General features: G+C 41.8%; 18 protein-coding genes. 11 read left to right on the top strand and 7 right to left on the bottom strand.

Annotation, left to right across the window (positions count from 1 at the left end):
* Window positions 1-2: 2 nt before the first annotated feature.
* The 3 genes from BLQ87_RS24880 to BLQ87_RS24870 all read right to left on the bottom strand — a co-directional run bounded on the left by BLQ87_RS24880 (window position 3) and on the right by BLQ87_RS24870 (window position 1,911).
* A complete protein-coding gene (locus tag BLQ87_RS24880) occupies window positions 3-485 on the bottom strand; it encodes a DUF5684 domain-containing protein (protein WP_074611631.1) in 483 nt (160 codons plus the stop codon).
* Between the two features lie 78 nt (window positions 486-563).
* Window positions 564-1,259: a lipoyl(octanoyl) transferase LipB gene (gene lipB / locus BLQ87_RS24875; protein ID WP_074611630.1), complete on the bottom strand. Its 696-nt coding sequence runs from the start codon at window positions 1,257-1,259 to the stop codon at window positions 564-566.
* A gap of 10 nt (window positions 1,260-1,269) precedes the next feature.
* The gene (locus BLQ87_RS24870; RefSeq protein ID WP_074611629.1) at window positions 1,270-1,911 is read right to left on the bottom strand and encodes a 4'-phosphopantetheinyl transferase family protein; all 642 of its coding nucleotides are present in this window, start codon (window positions 1,909-1,911) and stop codon (window positions 1,270-1,272) included.
* A gap of 66 nt (window positions 1,912-1,977) precedes the next feature.
* Here BLQ87_RS24870 and dcd point away from each other — a divergent pair, with 66 nt between their 5' ends.
* The 5 genes from dcd to BLQ87_RS24845 all read left to right on the top strand — a co-directional run bounded on the left by dcd (window position 1,978) and on the right by BLQ87_RS24845 (window position 9,743).
* Complete coding sequence (gene dcd, locus BLQ87_RS24865; RefSeq protein WP_074611628.1) at window positions 1,978-2,514, top strand: dCTP deaminase; 537 nt, start codon at window positions 1,978-1,980, stop codon at window positions 2,512-2,514.
* A gap of 86 nt (window positions 2,515-2,600) precedes the next feature.
* On the top strand, window positions 2,601-5,285 hold the full coding sequence (locus BLQ87_RS24860) for a TonB-dependent receptor (RefSeq protein WP_074611627.1): 2,685 nt from the start codon (window positions 2,601-2,603) through the stop codon (window positions 5,283-5,285).
* A gap of 113 nt (window positions 5,286-5,398) precedes the next feature.
* Window positions 5,399-8,092, top strand: a complete 2,694-nt coding sequence (locus BLQ87_RS24855) for a carboxypeptidase-like regulatory domain-containing protein (protein ID WP_074611626.1) — start codon at window positions 5,399-5,401, stop codon at window positions 8,090-8,092.
* Window positions 8,093-8,102: 10 nt separating this feature from the next.
* Window positions 8,103-8,864, top strand: a complete 762-nt coding sequence (locus tag BLQ87_RS24850) for an enoyl-CoA hydratase/isomerase family protein (RefSeq protein ID WP_074611625.1) — start codon at window positions 8,103-8,105, stop codon at window positions 8,862-8,864.
* A gap of 3 nt (window positions 8,865-8,867) precedes the next feature.
* Entirely contained in the window at window positions 8,868-9,743 is an 876-nt protein-coding gene (locus BLQ87_RS24845; protein WP_074611624.1) for an SDR family oxidoreductase, read from the top strand.
* Window positions 9,744-9,763: 20 nt separating this feature from the next.
* Here the strand turns inward: BLQ87_RS24845 and BLQ87_RS24840 are convergent, their stop codons facing one another.
* Complete coding sequence (locus BLQ87_RS24840; RefSeq protein ID WP_245723924.1) at window positions 9,764-10,813, bottom strand: 3-oxoacyl-ACP synthase III family protein; 1,050 nt, start codon at window positions 10,811-10,813, stop codon at window positions 9,764-9,766.
* A gap of 77 nt (window positions 10,814-10,890) precedes the next feature.
* Here BLQ87_RS24840 and BLQ87_RS24835 point away from each other — a divergent pair, with 77 nt between their 5' ends.
* Window positions 10,891-11,172 (top strand): ATP-dependent Clp protease adaptor ClpS, encoded by a 282-nt coding sequence (locus tag BLQ87_RS24835; RefSeq protein WP_073231955.1) that lies wholly within the window; start codon window positions 10,891-10,893, stop codon window positions 11,170-11,172.
* On the opposite strand, the gene BLQ87_RS24830 is transcribed toward BLQ87_RS24835, so the two are convergent.
* Complete coding sequence (locus tag BLQ87_RS24830) at window positions 11,152-11,766, bottom strand: thioredoxin family protein (RefSeq protein ID WP_074611623.1); 615 nt, start codon at window positions 11,764-11,766, stop codon at window positions 11,152-11,154. The genes BLQ87_RS24835 and BLQ87_RS24830 overlap by 21 nt on opposite strands.
* A 98-nt stretch (window positions 11,767-11,864) precedes the next feature.
* Here BLQ87_RS24830 and BLQ87_RS24825 point away from each other — a divergent pair, with 98 nt between their 5' ends.
* Genes BLQ87_RS24825 through BLQ87_RS24815 form a run of 3 tightly spaced genes read left to right on the top strand, consistent with a single transcriptional unit; the run spans window position 11,865 to window position 15,678 of the window.
* Complete coding sequence (locus BLQ87_RS24825; protein WP_083362044.1) at window positions 11,865-14,357, top strand: TonB-dependent receptor; 2,493 nt, start codon at window positions 11,865-11,867, stop codon at window positions 14,355-14,357.
* 13 nt (window positions 14,358-14,370) lie between these two features.
* Complete coding sequence (locus BLQ87_RS24820; RefSeq protein ID WP_074611622.1) at window positions 14,371-14,925, top strand: NUDIX domain-containing protein; 555 nt, start codon at window positions 14,371-14,373, stop codon at window positions 14,923-14,925.
* Window positions 14,926-14,943: 18 nt separating this feature from the next.
* Entirely contained in the window at window positions 14,944-15,678 is a 735-nt protein-coding gene (locus tag BLQ87_RS24815) for a lysophospholipid acyltransferase family protein (RefSeq protein ID WP_074611621.1), read from the top strand.
* A 7-nt stretch (window positions 15,679-15,685) separates the two neighbouring features.
* On the opposite strand, the gene BLQ87_RS24810 is transcribed toward BLQ87_RS24815, so the two are convergent.
* Window positions 15,686-16,441, bottom strand: coding sequence for a LytR/AlgR family response regulator transcription factor (locus tag BLQ87_RS24810; protein WP_074611620.1), 756 nt, complete (start codon window positions 16,439-16,441; stop codon window positions 15,686-15,688).
* Entirely contained in the window at window positions 16,438-17,466 is a 1,029-nt protein-coding gene (locus BLQ87_RS24805) for a sensor histidine kinase (protein ID WP_074611619.1), read from the bottom strand. The genes BLQ87_RS24810 and BLQ87_RS24805 overlap by 4 nt, the downstream gene beginning before the upstream one ends.
* 263 nt (window positions 17,467-17,729) lie before the next feature.
* Between BLQ87_RS24805 and BLQ87_RS33880 the strand changes: the two genes are divergently transcribed.
* Complete coding sequence (locus BLQ87_RS33880) at window positions 17,730-17,903, top strand: hypothetical protein (protein WP_172664963.1); 174 nt, start codon at window positions 17,730-17,732, stop codon at window positions 17,901-17,903.
* A 2-nt stretch (window positions 17,904-17,905) separates the two neighbouring features.
* Window positions 17,906-18,814 carry an ABC transporter ATP-binding protein gene (locus BLQ87_RS24795; RefSeq protein WP_074611617.1) on the top strand — a complete coding sequence of 303 codons (909 nt, stop codon included), beginning with the start codon at window positions 17,906-17,908 and terminating at the stop codon, window positions 18,812-18,814.
* Window position 18,815 lies beyond the last annotated feature (1 nt).

The following is an 18,815-nucleotide window of genomic DNA, read 5'->3' as shown; positions in this document are numbered from 1 at the left end:
AATTAAGCTTGTGGTGTGGTTGGAGGTTTATTAAACGGATCATTTGTTCCAAACGGGTTGTTCGTTCCAAATGGATTGTTGGTGCCAGGAAAGCCTTGTTGTGCCTCTGCTGATGCTGGACCTAAATACCTTGCATCTCCAAATCCTAATATAGGATAGAATACGATAGGTAACAGGATCAATCCTGCAGTAAAGCCTTCACTTTTACCAAAACTCTTGCTTAGCAGATTCATTGCCCAGATTCCGAAGTAAATATTTACACAAGGAATCAACATCCAAAGAATCCAGATGGTTGGTTTGCCAATGATTTCAAGAAGGACAATAATGTTGTAAATAGGAATAAGTGATGCCCAACCTGGTTTTCCAGCCTTCGTGAAGACTTTCCATAATGACGCAATAATAAGTACAACGAGAGCAAGATAAATAATCCCACCAACAGCACCGATTGCTGCTATGCCCGCTGATTGTTCTGAAGTGTAATCCATAATAGTAGTTTGTTTTTCGAGTAAAGATAATATTTACTACAAAAAAACAAAGGAATTATTCCTATTTTTTTAAGGAGGTCAGAACAAGTCCATATGAAACAGACTGGAAATGTGTCCCTTTAGCACTTCTTTTACTTCTGCCATATTCAAGGCATGCCCCAATTCCCTTTGCATAGAAGTCACATCTTTATCGTCTATCCCGCAGGGAACAATATTTTTAAAATAATTAAGATCGGTATTCACATTGAAGGCAAAACCATGCATCGTTACCCAGCGACTGCATCTGACGCCCATCGCACATATTTTACGGGCTTTCTCATTGTCTGCATCCAGCCAGACTCCTGTAAATCCCGGATATCTTCCGGAAGGAATGCCATAATCTTTCAAAGTCAGGATAATCGCATCTTCCAATGTCCTGAGGTAAAGATGGATGTCGGTAAAGAAATTATCAAGGTCAAGAATCGGATAACCTACAATCTGTCCGGGGCCGTGATAGGTAATGTCTCCGCCGCGATTGATCTTATAATAGGTTGCTTCTTTTTCCAACAGGCCTTGTTCATCCAGCAACAGGTTTTCCGGATGGCCGCTTTTCCCGAGTGTATAAACGTGTGGATGCTCTACAAAAACCAGATGATTTGGTGTTTCTGTTGTCGTATTGTTGTTCCTGTTATCTGTTTTAACGGCAATGGTCTGATTAAAAATCAGCTCCTGCCGATCCCAGGCTTCCTGATAATCGGTGAGTCCCCAATCTATGAATTCTACTTTTTTATTCATCATTTGAAAATTAAGCCACTACATAGCCCAACATATAACCATCACTGGTCTTGAAGTAGTTGACACTCAGCTCTCGGGTCCCTTCAGGTAAATCGACCAGGGCAGTCAGACTTCCTTCAGTTTTCAGTTTAAATGGCTTGATGTGCATGTCCTGTTTAAATTCCAGGCCTTTTCTTCCATTCCATTTATAGATCGCTTCTTTGGCACACCAACAAACATACAAGCCATTGATGTTATCGCCGATCTGCTTTTGTGCAAGCTCAATATCGGAAAGAAACTTATGCTTAATACTTTTGATTTTATGTTTGATGAGCTCTATATCTACTCCTACTTTCCTGTCTTTTCCGATAATCACTGCCGCATAATCATAAGAATGACTCAGGGAAATATGGTAATCAAGGTTAGGGAGAAAAGGTTTGCCATGTTCGTCCATCTGACAATCAATATATTCAGAGGTGTTGAGCATGGTTCTCAGCAGCACACGGGTGCTTAGCCAGTGTAGCAGACGTTTCCCGTTGTTTAAGGAGGAAATGAAATCCAGCTCATGCTGTTTCAGTTGCAGGCCGGAAAGCAATTGCTCTTCAGTCTCTTCGATTTTCCATACCGCAAGTATGGTATTCTCGTCAATATTTTTATTAAAAACTACGGGCATCTCTATTTTAGAAAACTATGCAAAAGTATCTTAAATTAATCATAATTTAGCCCAATACTTGATAAAATGATACTTTCCGACAAACGAATTCTGGAAGAGATAGAGAAGGGCACCATCATTATTGAGCCTTTTAAGGCTGAATGTCTGGGCACAAACTCTTATGACGTCCATTTAGGCAAATACCTCGCTACTTATAAAGATAGGATACTTGATGCAAAAGCGCACAATAAAATAGAACATTTTGAAATCCCAAAAGATGGGTATGTTTTACAGCCTGGTACACTTTACCTGGGTGTGACGCTGGAATATACAGAAACGCACGCACATGTTCCCTTTTTGGAGGGCAAGTCGAGTACGGGCCGCCTGGGTATAGACATCCATGCGACTGCCGGAAAAGGCGATGTTGGTTTTTGCAATACCTGGACGCTGGAAATTTCCTGTGCACAACCAGTAAGAATATATGCAGGAATGCCCATTGGTCAGCTGATTTACTTTATCGTAGAAGGCGAGATTGAAACAATGTACAACAGTAAAGACAATGCAAAATATAGCAATAAGACCACGAAACCGGTCGAGAGCATGATGTGGAAAAACAAATTCTAAGTTCGACATCCCTTATCTTTTAAGTTTACTTTAAGCCTCAATATTTGTATATTGAGGCTTAATTATTTACTTAAGGTTCCGAACTTATGAAACGTAAATCGCTCTACCTCTTTCTATTAATTACCGGGTCCTGCCTGGCTTTTGTATCCCGTATGGATGGGGATCCTTTTGAGCTCCTTCTAGAAAGGATGAAGACTTATAATAAAACATATGCTCAGGAGAAGGTTCACCTGCACCTCGATAAGCCCTACTATGCCGTTGGAGATAACATTTGGTTTAAAGCCTATATTATCAATACAGAAAATCTCAAAGCCTCAGACATCAGTAAAATTTTATACGTAGAGCTGATTAATGACAAGGATTCTCTAAAAAAGCAATTGAGGTTACCCGTTGAAGGAGGTGTTACCTGGGCTGATTTTCAACTACCGGATTCTCTGACAGAAGGAAACTACCGGATCCGGGCTTATACTCAATGGATGAGGAATGCCGGACCAGAATTTTACTTTGATAAAATCATAAAAATTGGCAATTCCTGGTCTAATACCGTTTTCACGAATACAAACTATGCTTTTAGCAAGGAGAACTCGGGAGAAAAGATACAGGCCAACATTACTTTTAAAGACAAGAGTGGTAAACCCTACACCGGAAATGAGGTGCGCTATGAGGTTCAGCTGAATTCCAGAAGTCTTTTTAAAGGCAAGGCAGTCACCAATCAGCAGGGTGAAGTCTCGCTTAATTTTTTAAATACACAACCTCCTTTATATCGATCCGGAAAAATACTTGCCACCATTAAACTGAGTAATCAAAAGAAAATAACCAAGGAAATCCCGATAAAGGCGACTTCAAAAGAGGTGGATGTTCAGTTTTTCCCGGAAAGCGGAAACCTGGTAGAGGGGTTACCTAACAAAATCGCTTTCAAGGCCCTGAATGCTTCCGGTTTGGGTGAGCAGATTAGTGGAGTGATTCTAGATCAAAACGGTTCAGAGGTTAGCCATTTTGAAAGCAAACACCTGGGTATGGGAAATTTCATCCTTAATTCAGAACCAGGAACAATCTATACTGCGAAAATTAAATTTTCTGATGGCTCAGAGAAAAATTACAGCTTGCCTCCAGCTCATCCCAGTGGCTATATATTAAGCGTAAACAATGCCGATAAGGACAAATTGAATATAAAGATCGTGAGGTCTAAAAGAGTGATTGACCAAAAGGAATTAAAGCTGGTAGGTCTGCAAAGCGGAACAGTACAATTCACATCAAAGATAAATGCAGACAAACAAATCACCAGCATCTCCATTTCAAAAAAAGAACTGAATGAAGGCATCCTTCAACTGACTTTATTCTCAACAGAAAATGCCCCCCTTGCTGAACGGCTTGTTTTTATACATAGTCAGTCGGACCGCATCCTGACAAAACTGGAAACAGAGAAAACAACATACAAGAAAAGAGAAAGTGTAACGCTGAACTTAAGCAGCAGCTATCGTGGCGAACCGAATCCGACCGCTTTCTCCGTATCAGTAACCAATACCTCATCCGTAAAACCTGATCCTGAAAATGAAAGCAATATCTTCAGCACCATGCTGCTCAGTTCAGATCTCGTGGGTTATATAGAAAAACCCAATTATTACTTCGTAAATGAGGGCCCCGACGTTGAGCAAGACCTGGATAACCTGATGTTAACTCAGGGATGGCGGAGGATTTTATGGAAAAATGTAATCAACAATATGCCGCCAATTACACAGTTTCCGGCAGAAAAACTGCAAAACATCAGCGGAACAATTACCAATTATAATGGAAAGCCTGCAGCAAAAAGTAAAGTTTCTCTATTTTCTTCTTCAGGTGAATTTTTCGCAATAGACACCCTTACTGATGCCCAGGGAAGATTTAATTTTGATCAACTTGCTTTCCCTGAAGACACCAGATTCGTGGTTCAGGCAAGAACTGCAAAGGATAAAAGGAAAGTGGACATCCACATGGACCTGGTTCCCGGGCAGATCATCACCAGGACTAAAAACAGCGGAGACGTAGAGATCAATGTAAACGAAGCTTTATCTGTTTATCTAAAGCAAAGCAGCAATTATTTTGATGAGCTAAACAAACGCGGACTATTGGAAAAAACATGGTTATTGAAGGAGGTACAGATTATCGAAAAGAAAAAGACAAGAAGCCTATCCAATCTATCAGGAAGAGCAGATGCTGTGATTACCGCAGAACAGCTTAGTAACTGCGTTACCTTATCTCAATGCTTACAGGGTCGTGTTTTGCGCATGGTTATCATGAATGGCAAAGCTTTCATTCAACGCTGGAGTGAAAGAAGACCCATGACAATCATCATGGACGGAATCAACATGGGATATGATTTTCTTGACAACGTCAATGTCAATGATATCGAAACTATTGAAATCCTCAGCTCCATTGGAAACTCGGCTATCTATGGAGTTCGTGGTGCCGACGGCATTATTATCATTAACACCAAACGCGGCCACGGAAATTACAACAGTGGCTTTACCCCCGGCATTGTTTCCTATAACCCAAAAGGATTTTATGTTCCAAGGGAATTCTATAGTCCAAAATACGAACCTTCGGTTCCTGATCATAAGCCGGATTTAAGAACCACAGTTTACTGGGGACCTCAGATTCCCACAAATGAACAGGGAAAATCTTCTTTCAGCTTTTTTAATACAGATGAAGCCGGAACTTACCGGGTAGTATTGGAAGGAATGGATCATATGGGTCGTCTGGGAAGAGCAGTTTATACTTATCAAGTAAAATAAAGTGTAAAGAAAAAAACACAGATCGCCAGACAGTACATTTGACTATGTAAATATTTACTTTAAGCCTCAATATTTGTATATTGAGGCTTTATTATTTGTTAAGGTTCATCATTATGAAACGTAAACTGTTTTATCCTTTTTTATTGATTGCAGTAACCTGCCTGGCCTTTGTATCCCGAATGGATGGAGACCCTTTTGAGGCCCTTTTAGAAAGGATGAAGGTATTTAACAAAACATATGCACAGGAAAAGGTGCATCTCCATCTGGATAAACCTTACTATGCAGTTGGGGATAACATTTGGTTTAAGGCCTATATCATTAATACTGAAAACCTGGAAGCCTCAGACATCAGTAAAATTTTATATGTAGAGCTGATCAATGAGAAAGACTCTTTAAAAAAACAATTGAGGTTACCCGTTGGGGGAGGTGTAAGCTGGGGTGATTTTAAAATCCCTGATTCTCTGACAGAGGGGAACTACCGGATCCGGGCATATACTCAATGGATGAGAAATGCGGGACCGGAATTTTACTTTGATAAAACGATAAAAATTGGTAATTCCTGGGCCAATACGGTATTTACCAATACGAACTATACTTTTAGCAAGGAGAATTCAGCAGAAAAAGTACAGGCCGACATCGTTTTTAAAGATAAAAATGACAAGCCATATGCCGGAAATGAAGTCCGTTATGAGGTTCTGCTGAATTTCAGGAGCCTGTTTAAAGGAAAGGCTTTGACCAATGAACAAGGTGAGGTATCGCTTAGTTTCTTAAATACCCAGCCTTCATTATATAAATCAGGAAAGATACTCGCGACCATTACACTCGCCGATCAAAAGAAAATAACGAAGGAAATCCCGATAAAAGCAACCTCAAAAGACGTAGATGTTCAATTTTTCCCTGAAAGCGGAAACCTTGTCGAGGGGCTTCCTAACAAAATTGCCTTCAAAGCGGTAAATGCTTCAGGTTTAGGTGAGCAGGTAAGCGGAGTGATTGTAGATCAAAGCGGTTCTGAGATTAACCGTTTTGAAAGCAAGCACCTGGGCATGGGAAATTTTGTACTCAATCCACAACCCGGAGCGACCTATAACGCAAAGATTAAATTTTCAGACGGCTCAGAGAAAAGTTACAGCTTGCCCGTAGTTCGTCCAAATGGTTACATTTTAAGTGTAAACAATACCGATAAAGAGAAGTTGAGCGTAAAAATCATACGATCTGAAGGCCTTCTCGATCAAAAGGAGCTGAAACTTGTGGGACAGCATAGCGGAACGATACAATTCACATCGAAAGTGGCTGCAGATAAACAGATCAGCAGCATTTCCATTTCCAAAAAGGAGCTGACAGAAGGTATCCTACAACTGACTTTATTCTCCGGGGAGAATGTACCGCTTGCCGAACGGCTTGTTTTTATCCATAGTCAGGCTGATCGTATCCTCGCAAAACTGGAAACAGTGAAAACGACCTATGCAAAGAGAGAAAATGTGACTGTCAACCTAAGTAGCAGTTATCTTGGCCAACCAAACCCAGGCTCTTTCTCGGTATCCGTAACCAATACCTCATCCGTAAAACCCGACCCTGAAAATGAAAGCAATATTTTCAGTACTATGCTCCTCAGTTCAGACCTTATCGGCTACATTGAAAAGCCCAATTATTATTTTATCAATGAGGGTCCAGAAGTGGAACAAAACCTGGATAACCTGATGTTAACCCAGGGATGGCGTAGAATTTTATGGAAAAATGTGATCAATAACACACCCCCAATCACACGGTTTGCAGCAGAGAAATCGCAAACCATTAGTGGAACTATTACCAATTATAGTGGAAAGCCTGCTCCAAACAGTAAGGTTTCCTTATTTTCTTCTTCCGGTGGCTTTTTCGCCTTGGACACCCTTACTGATGCACAGGGGAAATTTAACTTTGATCGGCTGATTTTCCCTGAAGATACCAAGTTCATTATACAGGCGCGAACGGCAAAGGATAAAAAGAGGGTGGACATTCACATGGATATCGTTCCCGGACAGATCGTAACCAAAAGCAAAAACAGCGGAGATATAGAAATCAATGTAAACGAAGCTTTATCCGCTTATTTGCAACAAAGCAGCAGTTATTTCGATGAGCTAAACAAACGCGGGTTGCTCGAAAAAACACTCTTACTGAAAGAGGTACAGATTACCGAAAAGAAACAACAGGCAAAAAACTCTGCCAACCTCAATGGAGCAGGAAGAGCAGATGCGGTGATTACTGCAGAACAGCTCAGCACCTGCGTAACCTTATCTCAATGTTTACAAGGCCGTGTTGCCGGTCTGATGATCATGAATGGTCAGGCTTACCTTAGCCGAAATGGGGGCAGAACCCCGATGGCAGTGATACTGGATGGAATGAGCATGGGTTCTGATTTTCTGGACAACATCAACGTAATGGATGTAGAAACCATTGAAGTCCTAAAATCCGCTGGAAACACAGCGATTTATGGATCTAATGGAGGGGGTGGGGTACTGGTCATCACTACCAAACGCGGGGGAGGAAATTACAGCAACACCTTTAGCCCTGGTATTACCACTTATAACCCTAAAGGACTCTATATTCCAAGAGAATTCTATAGCCCTAAATATGAACCTTCCGTACCTGACCGCAAGCCGGATTTTAGAACAACGGTTTACTGGGCACCACAGGTTCCAGCTAATGAGCAGGGAAAATCGAGATTCAGCTTCTTCAATACCGATGAAACCGGAACCTACAGGATAGTATTGGAAGGAATGGATCATATGGGTCGTCTGGGAAGAGCTGTTTATACCTATGAAGTAAAATAAACTGATATATATGAATACCATTAAAGTCACCATAAAAGACCATTTAGCACTGATTACTTTAGACCGCGGAAGATCTAATGCCCTGAACCGCGAAATGATTACTGAATTGAATGACATGTTGAACAGCATAGCTTCAGATCAGAATATTGCAGGAGCGATCATTACAGGTAAAGAGAATTTCTTTTCTGCCGGACTGGACCTGATCGAACTGTACAATTATTCGGAAGCAGAAGCAGAATCCTTCTGGCACCTGTTTCTGGACTTTATCGCCAATATCACTTCTTTTAGAAAACCATTGGTTGCCGCAATAAACGGACATAGTCCGGCGGGAGGCTGCGTCATTGCCTTGGCCTGTGATTATAGAATTATGGCAGAAGGAAAGGCCATTATTGGCTTGAATGAAGTTCCTGTAGGGATCATTGTTCCAAATTCCATTTTCCACCTTTACTCTTTCTGGATTGGCAATGCCCATGCATCAAGAAGTTTATTGGAAGGTAAGCTGTTTACACCTGAAGAGGCGTTACAGGTTGGCCTGGTAGATGAACTGGTGAACCCGGAGAGTATCCTTACCGCCGCGGAACGCAGAATCAGAAAATATATGGGTATGGAAAGAAATACCTGGGAACAGAGCAAACTAAACATCAGAAAAGACCTCATTGCCGCCACCCGTGCAAATCAGGATGAAGCCCTAGCGCTCATGTTGAAACAATGGTGGGCACCAACCACCAGAAATATTTTAAAAACAATTATTGATAACCTGCAAAAGAAATAGCCCATGTACAATCAACCAATGTTAAGAGATGACGCCTTAAAAGGAAAAACAATCGTAGTTACCGGTGGAGGAACCGGTCTTGGTAAAGCGATGGGTACTTATTTCCTGAAGCTGGGTGCAAACCTGGTGATCACCAGTCGTAAGGCCGACGTATTGGAAAAAACAGCTGCCGAGATGGAGAAAGAAACAGGAGGAAGGGTTCTGGCCGTTGCCTGTGATGTACGTGAATATGAGCAGGTAGAAAATGTCCTTGCCGAAACCATTAAAACATTTGGCAAAGTAGATGGATTGCTCAACAATGCCGCGGGTAATTTTATATCTCCTACAGAACGCTTGTCTGCCAACGCCTTTTCTACCGTAATCGACATTGTCTTAAAAGGCTCGGTAAACTGTACCCTTGCTTTTGGAAAACACTGGATTAAAGAAAAACAAAGCGCAAGCATTTTAAATATCGTCACTACCTATGCGTTTACCGGCTCTGCCTATGTCGTTCCTTCTGCTTGTGCAAAGGGAGGGGTATTGGCGATGACCCGCTCATTAGCAGTAGAATGGGGTAAATATGGTATCCGAACAAATGCGATTGCTCCGGGACCTTTCCCTACTAAAGGCGCATGGGACCGCTTACTGCCGGGAGACCTGGCGGAGAAGTTTGATTTTAAAAACCGGGTACCACTAAAACGTGTAGGTGAACACCAGGAGTTGGCGAACCTTGCGGCCTTCCTCATCAGTGATTTCGCGGGTTACATCAACGGAGAAGTAATTAGCATTGATGGTGGAGAATGGTTACAAGGTGCCGGTCAGTTTAACGGACTGGAAGCCATTCCAAATGAGATGTGGGATATGTTTGCACAAATGACAAAATCAGCTAAAGGAAGTTAAACCTTTAGCTGATCTTATAATTACCATCTGATTAAAGCACTGGCCCAGGTAAAACCTGATCCAAAGGCGGCCAGGCATACCAGGTCGCCTTCTTTAATTTTACCCGCTTCCCATGCTTCGCATAATGCAATTGGCACAGAGGCAGCGGTTGTATTTCCGTATTTCTGAATGTTATTAAACACTTTATCATCGGGTAAGCCCAATAATTGCTGTACATACTGACTGATCCTCAGATTGGCCTGGTGTGGCACCAGCATATCAATATCTTCAGGCTGCAGGTTATTTGCCGTTAAAGCTTCTTTAATCACTTCCGGGAACTTCACTACGGCTTTTTTAAATACCGCCGGTCCATCCATGTAAGGCAGGGACGCTCCGCTTTCCAACTGCTCTGTGGTCATGAATAAACCACCCAGCTCCTGATCAGGGTAACCAGGTTTATCTTTCAGCCATTTGTTGGCACTTGCTCCCGGATAATACATCGCCAGAATCTCAGCATCTGCCCCATCACTATGTAAATGGGTACTCATGATGCCTTGTCCTTCTTTCTCCGCCGGCTGCAAAACGACCGCTCCTGCCCCATCACCAAAGATAACAGAAACGTTGCGGCTACGTGTTTCAAAGTCCATGGCGAAAGAGTGCTTTTCACTCCCTACCACCAAAATATTTTTATACATGCCGGTTTTAATAAATTGATCGGCAACAGATAAAGCATATACAAACCCGGAACATTGGTTCCTGATGTCTAATGCCCCAATCTCTTTCATTTTCATTTCACGCTGCAGCAGTACGCCGCATCCCGGGAAATAATAATCAGGGCTGAGGGTTGCAAAAATCACAAAGTCTATTTCCTGAGCCGTTGTTCCGGCTCTTTCTATCGCAATTTTCGCGGCTTCTACCCCCATAGTCGTGGTAGTTTCCTCTAAGCGGTCTGCAAACCTGCGTTCCTTTATGCCGGTACGTTCCTGAATCCATGCATCATTCGTATCCATAAAACGAGACAAATCATCATTGGTATAGACATTTTTAGGCACATAGTAGCCTATTCCGGCAATTTTTGAACGATGCATCATATTTGGGTTTATTACAAATTTTAGGCAAAAATAACTTTAACTGCAACATTATTTTGAAATTAGCTTATTTTTGTACCATGTCAACAGAAACTAAAGAAGAAACTTTTACATTAGAAGAAATCCTGACCTCCTTAAAAACGGTTCACCGGTTAATCCTATGGAACGATGATGTAAACACGTTTGACCATGTCATTCACTGTATGATGAAGTACCTTGATTATTCGGAAAGCCAAGCCGAAAAAATTGCCTGGGAAGTCCATAACAAAGGAAAATGTGCGGTATTGGAAGGTTCTTTTACAGAGATGGAAGTTTACCGTAAGATCTTACAACAGGAAGGTCTAACTGTTTCCGTTGACTAACACCTGTTGAACCAGCGCATTCAACTCTTGCTGAGTAGTTTGCGTTTTATCCTTCGCATACCATCCATGAAGTCTTTCTGCGATGAGCATCATATCCGTACTTTCTTTTTTCCAACCGGCCAATAAGGACTGTAGAATTTGTGGCCTTGGACCCCATTTGCAAAGAACAGTTCCTTCATCATCAAGGATCAGCAATACCGGAATTGCTCTTCCACCATTGGTGAGGTGTGCATCAATCAAAGGCAAATTCTGATCTCTCAATACGAATTTAAGACTTATTTTATCTGGAAAGCTACTGGCCATTTTATCAAAAACGGGAACAATCTGTGCCGCATCTCCACACCATCCTTCGGAGATCACCAGGAAGCGGTACTTCCCTTTTAAATCATTTAAGGAATCCAGCAGATCTGCATTGAGCTTCACCGTTTTGTCGACACGGCTCATTCGCTGCACATTCATTTTCGTATAGTGAAGCATTGCTTCGCTATCGTCCTCACCGGTTGTTTTTTTCGCGAGCAGCAGCTCATTTATCAAATTACGATAGGCTGAATAACTCATTCCTTCGTTAACAAAAATATTACTGTATTCGATCATAATTAGCTGTAATAAAATAGTTACGCCTGTTCTTTTTAAACCTCAGGCATGTTTCTTTGTCCCTCTTATATAAAAAGCACCAAAACCTAAACACACCAATGAAGAATCTGTTATACAAAGTTCTATTTTTAACCTTTGCCATTTGTACTACAACTGTAAAACTTAATGCACAAACTACCGGAGAAGGTAAGATTATGGCAAAGGTTGTAGATGCCCAAACCAGCGAAACCATTCCATTTGCTACCGCAGTTATCCTGGACAGAAAGACCAAAGCACTGGTAAAAGGGGTACAGACCGATGTGAACGGAAATTTATCCATGGCGGGATTGCCCAAAGGTGTTTTTACCTTTAAGATAAGCTATGTAGGTTACCAAACTATGGTCCGCGATTCTGTATCCATCTCTGCGATTGTTAAAGAAATCAACCTGGGAACCATTAAAATGAAAACTGCCAAAGGTACTGTATTAAATGAGGTGGCCATTACTGCCCAGAAGAGCACCATTCAACTTGGTGTAGATAAGAAAGTATTCTCCGTAGATCAGAGTTTAGTGAGTGAGGGCGGCTCTGCCTCCGACCTTCTACAGAATGTCCCTTCTGTACAATCTGATATCGACGGAAATGTGAGCTTAAGGGGCTCCACAGGAGTAAAAGTCCTGATTGATGGCAAGCCTTCTTTGATTGCCGGCGGCAATGTGGCACAAATCTTACAGTCCATTCCGGCGAGCTCGATTGAGAGTGTGGAACTGATCACCAATCCTTCGGCCAAATACGATGCAGAAGGGCAGTCAGGAATCATCAACATTGTATTAAAAAAGAACAAAAAACTGGGACTGAACGGTAACATTGCGTTAACCGCCGGAAACCGGGACAACTACAACGCCAACACCAGTTTGAGCTTTCAGAACAGTAAAGTGAACCTATATGGTAACTATAGCTACCGGTATGGAAACCGTCTTGGCGGCGGCTACAACAACATCAGTTATTTAAATTCAACTTTCCCGAATGCCTTTGCCAATCAGAATACAGACTCCAAATCTTTAGATAAAGGACACAATGTGAAAGCAGGCCTCGATTATTACCTGAGCGACAAAGACGTTTTAAGCTTCTCTGGCGGCTTTAACATCAGAGACAATGATAGAAATGAGTTCCTGACTATTGATCAGTTAAACAGCCTTAAAAACCCACTGGAGCTCAGCAGAAGGAACAATTCCAATCTGGGATCTGGCGGCAGCTATGACCTTAACCTGGATTTTAGTCATAAATTTAAAAAACCGAAAGAAGAAATTACCTTTAATGCCAGCTTCTCTGAGGGCGACAATGACAACCTGCAAATCTACAATACAGACATTTACAACCTCAACGGCACAGCTGTTGACCTGCTGCCGGAAATCATCAGAAACAACGGAACGGGAATCAACAGGAATTATAATATTCAGGCAGACTACACCTTACCGATCGGTAAAGCCGGAAAACTGGAAGCAGGTTACCGCAGTCAGATTCGCATTGCAGAGAACAATACCTTTTCTGATCAATTGAACAACCTCACTGGAAATTACGACGTCAACCTGGCGCTTACCAATGATTTCAATAGCAAAGACCAGGTTCATGCCCTATATGCGAACTATCAGAATCAGGTTAAAAACTTCGGTTATCAGCTGGGATTAAGGGCAGAAGATGCCACTCTTGACACCCGTTTGGGGATGTATGGATCGAATGGACAAATCAACGCTGTTCCGGGAAAAGTGGCCTATACAAGGTTATACCCAAGCATCTTTCTGACACAAAAATTCAAATCAGAACAACAGTTACAATTGAGCTACAGCAGAAGGGTCAACAGACCAAGAGGCTGGGATACCAATCCTTTTATTGATGTTTCTGATCCATTAAACTACCGTCAGGGAAATCCAAACCTTAAACCAGAGGATGTACATGCTTTTGAACTAAGCTACAGCAAATTCTGGCCAAAAATAACTTTCATCTCTACTGCTTACCTCCGTCAAACCAATGACGTGATTCAAAGGATCAGAACAGAACCAGATCAAAATGGAATTACCATTACAACTCCTCAGAACTTAACCAGGGAGATCTCCAGCGGATTGGAGCTAATCGGTCGTTTTGATGTAGCTAAAGCCTGGAATTTCACCGCCAATGCCAACTTATACCAAAGTAAAATAGATGGCGTCCCTGCCTTCGGTATCGTAGACAATTCCGGATTTACCTGGAATGCCAACTTAACCAACAACTTTGTACTTCCTTATAACATCACCTTACAGATCAAAGGAGATTACCGCGCGCGCCAGGTAATGGCACAGGGCACAAGGAATGCCATGTATGGTGTTGACGCAGGCGCCAAATATGATTTTAAAAATAAAAAATCTTCTTTAAGCCTGAACGTACGTGATATCTTCAATACCCGTAGCTGGAGTATGACTACGACTACGGCCAACTCTGTTGTTGATTTCAGACGTTACATGCAGGGAACGATGGCAAGCTTAACCTATTCTTACCGTTTCGGAAAGACCAGCTTCAGTCCTAAGAAAGGCAAAAAACCGGATCAGCAGGAAATGCGTTCCGATGAAGAGTCATTTTAGTATATTTGCGTCCATGGAAGAACACAATCCCTGGACCACTATTGAAAGCCGAAAAATCTATGATAACAACTGGATTGGGCTAACAGAACACCAGGTGATCAACCCATCCGGAGGTAAAGGAATATATGGTGAAGTGCATTTCAAGAACTTAGCCATTGGAATTTTACCTTTAGACGAGGAGTTGAACACCTGGCTGGTTGGACAATACCGCTTTCCTTTAAAAGCTTACAGCTGGGAAATCCCGGAAGGCGGAGGCCCCTTAGGTTCCGATCCCCTGGATAGTGCCAAACGGGAACTACAGGAAGAAACCGGGCTTTCGGCAACAGACTGGGTAGAGCTTCAGCGCATGCACCTCTCCAATTCGGTAAGCAATGAGCTGGCGATTATTTACATCGCCAGAGGCCTGAGCATGGGCATTGCCGAACCTGAGGAAACTGAAGAGCTCCGGCTCCGCAAACTTCCTTTTCAGGAAGCATATGAAATGGTCCTAAACGGGGAGATCACTGACAGTATGAGTGTTGCCGCCATTTTAAAAACAAAAATAATCCTTCAGGAATATCAGCTATAACGAACCTTTTCAGCTATTATGAATAAATTTTTCGGATACATTTTCAGTCCCCTGTTTTACCTCTTCTTTGGGCTGACTTTAATCATTTTTCAACCCATTCAATGGCTGTGTTACCGCATGTTCGGTTATCAGGCACACAAAGCCTCAGTAGATGGACTGAATTTCTTTCTCACCTATTGCGATATTTTCCTGGGCAGCTCGGTTACTTTTATCAATGAGCAGAACATCCCTGTTGATCAGCCCAAAATATTTGTGGCCAACCACCAGAGCATGTATGATATTCCCGGGTTAATCTGGTTTCTGCGAAAACACCACATCAAGTTTATCTCGAAAATAGAACTGACCAAAGGCATTCCGTCCATTTCCTTCAACCTTAAATATGGGGGTGGGGCTAATATCGACCGTAAGGACAGCAAACAAGCCGTTGGCGAGATCATCCTTCTGGGTAACAGAATGAAAGAGAACAACTGGTCTGCGATGATTTTTCCCGAAGGTACACGCTCCAAAGACGGCAACCTGAAGCCTTTTCATATAGGTGGGATTGCAACACTTTTAAAAAAGGTACCCAATGCATTAATCGTTCCTATCGCGATTGAAAACTCCTGGAAAATGGTACAATATGGTACTTTTCCACTCAGTTTCGGCGAAAAGATCCGCTGGACAGTATTAAAACCAATTGATTCCACAGGCAAAAACCCGGAGGAAGTTACCCAGGAAGCAGAACAGGCAATTCGCAAGAAATTAGGCCAGTAAGCGCGCTTTAAATATTTTTATTATCGATGTGTTTGAAGAATTCGTCGCGGTAGGTATCTCCTATCGGAATGACTTTACCGAAGATACTGATCCTGCTGCGTTCAATACTTTCAATCTTATCCAGGGCAATAATATAGGATTTATGCACCCTTATGAACTGAGCATTAGGTAGCGTTTCTTCCATTTTCTTCATATTCTGAAGCGTAATGATCCTTTCCGCTTTGGTATAGATAGAAATGTAATCTTTTAGCCCTTCAATATAGAGGATATCATCCAATTGTATTTTTTGAATCTTATGCTCTGTTTTTACGAAGATAAAGTCCTGAACAGGATGCACTGCTGCCGGTGCTGACATCAATGGAGTAATTGCAGGTGGAGCTGCCGGGCTCGGTTCCGCCGCTTTCTGTTGTTGGTTATGCACCTTTTCTACCGCTTTATAAAAACGATCGAACGCAATCGGCTTCAACAGGTAATCCGATACATTCAGGTCATAACTCTCCAAAGCATATTGTGAATAGGCAGTAGTCAGGATATAGTTTGATTTCCCATTAGCAATTTTCAGGAACTGGATTCCGGTAAGTTCAGGCATCTGGATGTCAAGAAAAACCAGATCAATCCCTCCTGCCTGTACCAGCTGTAATGCTTCAATCGCATTTTCTGTTCTTTTAACCAGCTCCAGGAACGGTACTTTTGACACATAATCCTCTATAATATCAAGTGCCAATGGTTCATCATCGACCGCAATACATTTTAACTTTGTCATAAATCTAGCATTAATTCACTGGTGTAATGGGTAGCCGAATTTACAATATTTAATTTATATCTTTCAGGATATAGCAATTGTAACCGTCGTTCTACATTATTGAGGCCCACTCCTCCTACTTCATCTTTATTATGTTTATTCTTTTTATTCGTCACGCTAAAATGCAGGATCTTCTGATTGGCGATGATATTGATCTTGATTGGATCTTTCGGATCGTTGGCCACCCCATGTTTAAATGCATTTTCGACAAAAGAGATGAGGATGAGTGGTACAATCTGCTGGTTGTCGATCTCTCCGTTCAGGCTAAGTTCCACAGCTGCGCCATCTCTGAACCTTAATTTCTGAAGTTCGATATAGCTCTGTACATATTCAATTTCTTTACTTAGTGAAACCCAGCTGTCATTGCTCTCGTAGATCATATAGCGCATGATTTCCGAAAGTTTAAGAATAGCATCTGCTGTTTTATCAGATTTCTGATAAGCAAGTGAATAAATGTTATTCAGGGAGTTGAACAGGAAATGTGGGTTTAATTGTGATTTCAGGAATTGCAGTTCCATTTCTTTCTTTTCACTTTCCAGGTTCCGCTGAACACGTTCATTTCTGAACCAGTCTACAGCGAATTTGAGCAGAGAACTGGCCACCACAAAAAAGCCGCATGTAAATATAGAAACGGCACCAAAGGTTCCGATAGGTATATAATCACGTTTCCCTCCTTCCCATGTCACCAATATCACTTCCGGATTCAGGCTGGCGATAACTGTTTTGATGGCACTCATGACCACGATCAACAACAGGATTGCCCCTATATACAATCCATATTTCTTCTGCTCTTTGATCAGCATCGGAATGAGCAGCATGTAATTGATATAGAAAATTGAAATATTGATCAGGCCGGAGTATCCATATCTAATTGCAACCGAAGATAGTGTCTGTGCTTCTTTGGCGAATATAATGTTCAGGGCAATAAGGGCTAGGATTAACGACCAGAAAACAACATGTACAATCAGAGGGCCTTTATTTTTCATTTAAACTTTGTTATTGACAAAAACTCCATTGGTCTAAAGTAAATTTTTCCAGCTGTTATGAGCAATGGCTTTCGACGAACGGGCATTTTTTTTCTACCAAATTGGCAAATAAACCAATCAATTGCAAAACTAGAATAAATAGGCGTTTATCTAGGATAATATGGCCTTGGTCTAAAAGATTTTAGCAGCGTTTTTTTTATCATTCTATTTGTTTCATCAAATCGCAACGAATTATGAAAACTGCATCTGTCAATATAAATATTATGAAAAAGTTAGCAAACGTATCGCCATTCTTACTTTTATTAGTTCCTGTATTCATGATGATGGTATTAACCATTGCCAACAACGTAACCCGTTCACAAGACGATGAAATCGCTGCAAAAGCAACGACTTCAGTAAAAGGGATTGCTAAAGTAAGCACCATTTCGTTTAAATAGGGATGAAGGACCTGATCATTGAAACCCGCGGGCTAAACTACTACTTTGGCACACAAAAAGTAGTTGACGACCTGTCGCTGAAGGTAGAGAAAGGAAGCATTTATGGTTTTCTGGGCCCAAATGGTGCCGGTAAAACCACTTCAATAAAAATCCTTTTAAACCTTTTAAAATCACCGGCAGACACCGTGTTTCTTTTTGGTAAGGAAATCAACTCCAATCGCATAGCCAGTTTAAAACGCCTTGGCGCACTGGTAGAGCAACCCGCAATCTATGCACACCTTTCCGGCGAGGAAAACTTATACAACAGGTGTATGCTATTGGGCATTAACAGGACTAAAGCGAAAGAGATGCTTCGTCTCGTAGGCCTGGAAGATGCTGCCAGCAAAAAAGCAGGGAAATATTCATTGGGAATGAAACAACGTCTGGGCATTGCCCTTGCCTTGTTATCAGATCCGGAACTGTTACTGCTCGATGAGCCGACGAACGGCCTTGACCCTAACGGGATTATCGAAATCAGGAACCTGATGATCGAACTTGCCACAAAACATCAAAAAACGATTCTGGTATCCAGCCATCTATTGGCGGAGATTGAACGGATCGCCACTCATGTGGGCATCATTAACAAAGGAAAACTACTATTCCAGGGCACCATCAATGAATTGCATGATTTGAGCAAGCCGATGATTGAACTAGAGCTAAACGATATTCCCAAAGGCCAGGAATTCCTGACCACCAATGGCTATCAGATATTGAACAGTACTGAAAAGAAAATCATCCTTCCTTTCATTTCCACCGAAGAATGTGGCAGGTTAAACACCTTGCTGATACAACACGGCTTTACGGTTTACAGCATTTATCAGATTAGGAAAGATCTCGAGCATTTATTCCTTGACATTACTAAAAACAATTAAT

Source organism: Pedobacter steynii (assembly GCF_900103665.1).
GTDB lineage: Bacteria > Bacteroidota > Bacteroidia > Sphingobacteriales > Sphingobacteriaceae > Pedobacter > Pedobacter steynii.
This window is presented reverse-complemented; position numbering and strand designations above follow the sequence as displayed.